Below are 4,206 nucleotides of genomic sequence, written 5' to 3'. Positions count from 1 at the left end.
CGCGGTACGTCAGAGAGATCATGAAAGCCGGATTTACGACTGCTGCGCAGCCGGACGCAGGCTACGCCAGCTGCTACAAGGACGGTGTATCGTCTGGGTTCGCCTGACTGATCGGCATTAGCCTGCAAGGCGCCCTGTTTCGTTGATTGATCACCTCAATACATCTATTGAACCGAGGCTTGCGCCGCAGTTTGCCCGGCCACAGGGATTCCCATCGTTTTCCCATTGGGAATAAACGCCGCACTGCCATTTTCATGGGCATGAAACAACCGGGTGCCGTTGTTGGGTTTGGTGGTGATCAACTGATGGTCGGCCGTCAGATAGTCCAGAGGCAATTGATGGATATCCTTGTACTGCTCCACGATGATCGTGCGTTCAGGGTTCCAGGTCTCGCCACTTTTCCTTTCCAGCCACGCCATCAGTGCAGCACTGTCGCCTGTTTGCGGAATGTCCGAATCCGGGAGCACGTAGTAGAACGCAGCGCCATGATTTTGCAGGTACATGGGCAGCTTGTTGTCGACATCCACCAGCACCATGCGCCATTCGTTCCACGGCGCCGTTTTGATCGCTTCTGCACGCACATCCCGGGTGAACTGCATGACACCGCCAGCACCGCCGTTGGTCCACGGATAGGCAACGCCCAGAATCAAAAACAAACAACCTGCCGCCCCGGCAATACCCTTCGCCCAACCCGGCCCGCTGACGTTACCGGCCGCCTGACGCGCGGCCATGCGCCGGGTGACCCACCAGGCCGCCAGCAGCTGGGCAAACGGCACCAGCGGCAATACGTAGTAGCTGCGTCGGCTGCCACTGGCGGTGAAGAACAGAAACAGCAACCCCAGGCCCCGGATCAGCCAGCGAACGTTGGGTTCGGTGTGCTTCCAACTGCGCAGGGCCACCCACAGGCCGAGCATCCAGCAGGGTGCCCAGGGCAGGGTGTACACCGGCAGATAGAGCAGATAGGTATAGATCGGGCCGATGTTGTCGAACGGCTTGAAGAAGCGAACCACGTTCTCCTGGAACACCAGGCCAAGCCCGCTCGGCCCATAAGTCGGCGCGCCATAGCGGTGCGACAGCATGAACGGCAGCATGTAGACCACACCGCCCAGCAGCATTGCCAGAAACAGGCGCGGATTGAGGTGGTTTCTCCAGCGTCCCTCGCTGAGCAAATGCGGCAACAGCATCAGCCCCGGCAGGATGAACCCGATCAAGCCCTTGAACAGCGACGTCAGTGCCAGCATCAGGAAAAATACGATGTAGCGACTCAGCCGGGTGTCATTCGGGCCGCGCCAGTACCACCAGACAGCCGCCAAAACACCGCAAACGGTTAAAATATCGGCCGTGGCGACCCGCGCCCAGAACACGAAAAAGAACGTCGTCGCCAGAAACCAGCCGGCAATCAGACCGGTGCCTTTGCTAAAGAGCCGTTCACCGATCAGATAGACCAGCCAGACACTCAGCCACGCCGCCAGAACCGAAGGCAAGCGCAGCGACCAGTGCCCGAGACCGCCCATCAAGTGGGCAGTGGCCGTAATCAACCAATAGGAAGGCAGCGGTTTGTCGTAATAGGGCATCCCCTTGAGATAAGGGTCGAAATAATCGCCGGTTTGCAACATTTGTAGCGCGATGTTCGCCCAGCGCGTTTCCGCGCCCCAAAGCTCCCTTGCCCCCAACCCGAACAGCAATAGAAACGCGGATACGCCGAGCAGAAGGATCAGCGCACCCTGGTCACTTTTCAGAAACCTGACTAACGAATTTTTCATCACTATTTCGCACGTTGCGTGAAGCGGCTGGAGCAACAAGGCTATCCGGCGAAATGTGATGGGATTGTCAGTAGATTGCGAATAAACCATTAGTTCTGCTTGAGGCGTGGTTGCTCCATCAAGTGATGTAAGGCTGTGATTTACAAGATGAACAATTGTTCATGTAAACCACAGCGCCATCATTGATGAAACGTACGCCCCAGTGCATCCAGCCGCGTGGCAATAGGCGGCAAGCGCCGACTGCTCAATGCCAGCGTCTCCACATCATCCGCCGTGTTTTGCGCAATGCTCTGCACCGATTGCAAGCGACCGACAATCTCGAAACTCGTCGTGGATTGTTCGCGGGTCGTCGTGACAATCCGCCCATTGAGTTCATCGATCTGTGAGATATCGCTGCCAACCGCCTGCAACATCGCCGCCGCCAACTGACTGTCCTCGACACAACGCTCCACACCTTCGCGGCTGTCCTGCATGGCCTCCACGGCTTTGCGGCTGCCTTGCTGCAAGGCCTCGATGATGGTCCTGATTTCCTTGGTGGACACCGCCGTGCGCTGCGCCAGACTGCGCACTTCGTCGGCCACCACGGCAAAGCCCCGGCCTTGCTCACCGGCGCGGGCGGCTTCAATCGCCGCGTTGAGCGCCAGCAAATTGGTCTGCTCGGCAATGCTGCTGATCACCTCCAGCACCGAACCGATCTGCTGCGCCTGCCCGGCCAGCTCCTGCACGGTCTGGTTGGTGCCTTCCAGGCGCGACGCCAACTGGGTGATTTCCTGCCGCGCACGGTTCACGCTTTCCTGACCGCGAGTGACTTGCGCACTGGCCTGGCCGGCATGTTCAACGGCATGCTCGACATGCACCACGATGTGCTCCATCGCATCGCCCATGCGTTGCATCGACCCGGTCATCTGCGCGATTTCCGTCAACTGATGTTTCGCGCCTTTCTCCAGCGTATTACTCGCCTTGGCCAACTCCTGGCCCAACTGACCCAAGCCGTGAGAGTCACGCACTACCCCGTCGACCAACGCGGTGATCTGCATCAAAAACTGATCGAAACGCTGCGCCAGCGACACATGCACCCGCGCCTTGTCACTCTGTTCGGCATTGGCGGTGAACTGCGACGTGGTGGCGAGCATCTTGTCCAGCATGTCCTGGCTCTCCACCGCATCGGCCTGGCTGTGCACCGCCAGATACAGCAGCGCGACCGTCTCCATCACCACATAAAAAGCGTGAACGAACACCATCGTCCAGCCACCGTGATGCGCCATCACATACACCGGAAAACCCTGGTGCTGCAGCACATGAAACACCACGTGATGCAGCGCAATCACCACCGCCGCCACCAGAATCGGCAGCCAGTCCCGATAAAACGTCAGCACCGCCAACAACGCAAAAATCCCGAAGTGCGACTCAATGACCCCCTCGGCCTGATTGATATGCAACGCCGCCATCACCATCAAGCCAACGCCCAGCAAACAGCGCATCAACCGCGACCCGCCGATGGCGCGATACAGCACGGTCAACAACACACTGGTGCCACCGCCCACCAGCAGCGCCTGCTTGAACGTGTCATGCCAGAACGCCAGGCCGATAGCGAAAGCGAACATCAGCCAGATCAGGCCCAGCATGATGCGGTCGGCTTTGCGGTAGTGGTCGAGGAAACGAGGGGGGAAGGGCATGTACGTTTACTCCATGTAAATGAGCCAGAAAAATGCAGGGTTTATGGCAACACGGGACATCGCGAAAAGCTGGGTGTGTTAAAGGTGCAGACGTTTTCAGAGTCAGGGATGAGAATCTGTTGGCGGCGTGGTCGAGGTGTATTTGAGAATTCGTGGAGAGCGTAGCCCTTGGCCATCATTCTTGGCAGGTACGACGTCGCTCGCGCAAAACAATGTCCGATATAGAGGCAAGTAATGCTGAAGTGACGGGGAGTACGACAGACTCCGTTGCAAAGCCTGTCGTACGCCCGAGGTCATTACGACTTCTTCGGCGGATAGTTGCCGCGCAAGCCACCGGACTTGTTGCCGGTTTTGCCGGGCAGGCTTGGCACGACCGGACGGGATCTGGGTTGGGGGTTGGAGCGGCTTTGGGGTTGAGGTTGTTTGCTCATGCTCGCCTCCTGACTTTTCAGGGTTTCGCGAAGTGGTTTACTGATGAAGTTTAGCTATTTGACTGTGGGCAGGGTTGTTTAGCACTTGGGGAAGGTGTTGTGAGCGATCAGCTTTTCTTTTTCGGCTCCATTCTCGGATTTTGCCTACAACTTCGGCAGGAGTAACCCACTATTCCAAAAGTGAAAGAAAGGGGGGCACCGGCTAATGCCAGTCAGTTAAGCGGTAATGCGATCTGTAGCAGCTGCCGAGCCCGCGAGGCTGCGTTCGGCTGCGAAGCAGTCGTAAAATCAGTCATTGCGGTACGTCAGGCAGGCCGCGTCAGCTGGACTCACGAC

General features: G+C 58.0%; 3 protein-coding genes. All 3 read right to left on the bottom strand.

The features are described 5' to 3' along the window. Positions 1–164: 164 nt before the first annotated feature. The 3 genes from AB4Z35_RS29710 to AB4Z35_RS29700 all read right to left on the bottom strand — a co-directional run bounded on the left by AB4Z35_RS29710 (position 165) and on the right by AB4Z35_RS29700 (position 3,870). Positions 165–1,763, bottom strand: coding sequence for an ArnT family glycosyltransferase (locus AB4Z35_RS29710; RefSeq protein WP_442101120.1), 1,599 nt, complete (start codon positions 1,761–1,763; stop codon positions 165–167). A gap of 179 nt (positions 1,764–1,942) precedes the next feature. Beyond that, entirely contained in the window at positions 1,943–3,439 is a 1,497-nt protein-coding gene (locus AB4Z35_RS29705; RefSeq protein ID WP_442101119.1) for a methyl-accepting chemotaxis protein, read from the bottom strand. 296 nt (positions 3,440–3,735) lie between these two features. Continuing rightward, a complete protein-coding gene (locus tag AB4Z35_RS29700; RefSeq protein WP_008047147.1) occupies positions 3,736–3,870 on the bottom strand; it encodes a hypothetical protein in 135 nt (44 codons plus the stop codon). Positions 3,871–4,206 lie beyond the last annotated feature (336 nt).

The sequence above is a fragment of the Pseudomonas sp. KB_15 genome (assembly GCF_052114525.1).
GTDB lineage: Bacteria > Pseudomonadota > Gammaproteobacteria > Pseudomonadales > Pseudomonadaceae > Aquipseudomonas.
Note: the sequence above shows the minus strand (reverse complement) of the source record. Positions and strands in the feature narration are given on the sequence as shown.

Excerpts from the sequence above, each read along its gene's own strand:
- AB4Z35_RS29700 (WP_008047147.1), bottom strand. The coding sequence starts at position 3,870 with ATGAGCAAACAACCTCAACCCCAAAGCCGCTCCAACCCCCAACCCAGA.
- AB4Z35_RS29710 (WP_442101120.1), bottom strand. The coding sequence starts at position 1,763 with ATGAAAAATTCGTTAGTCAGGTTTCTGAAAAGTGACCAGGGTGCGCTG.
- AB4Z35_RS29705 (WP_442101119.1), bottom strand. The coding sequence starts at position 3,439 with ATGCCCTTCCCCCCTCGTTTCCTCGACCACTACCGCAAAGCCGACCGC.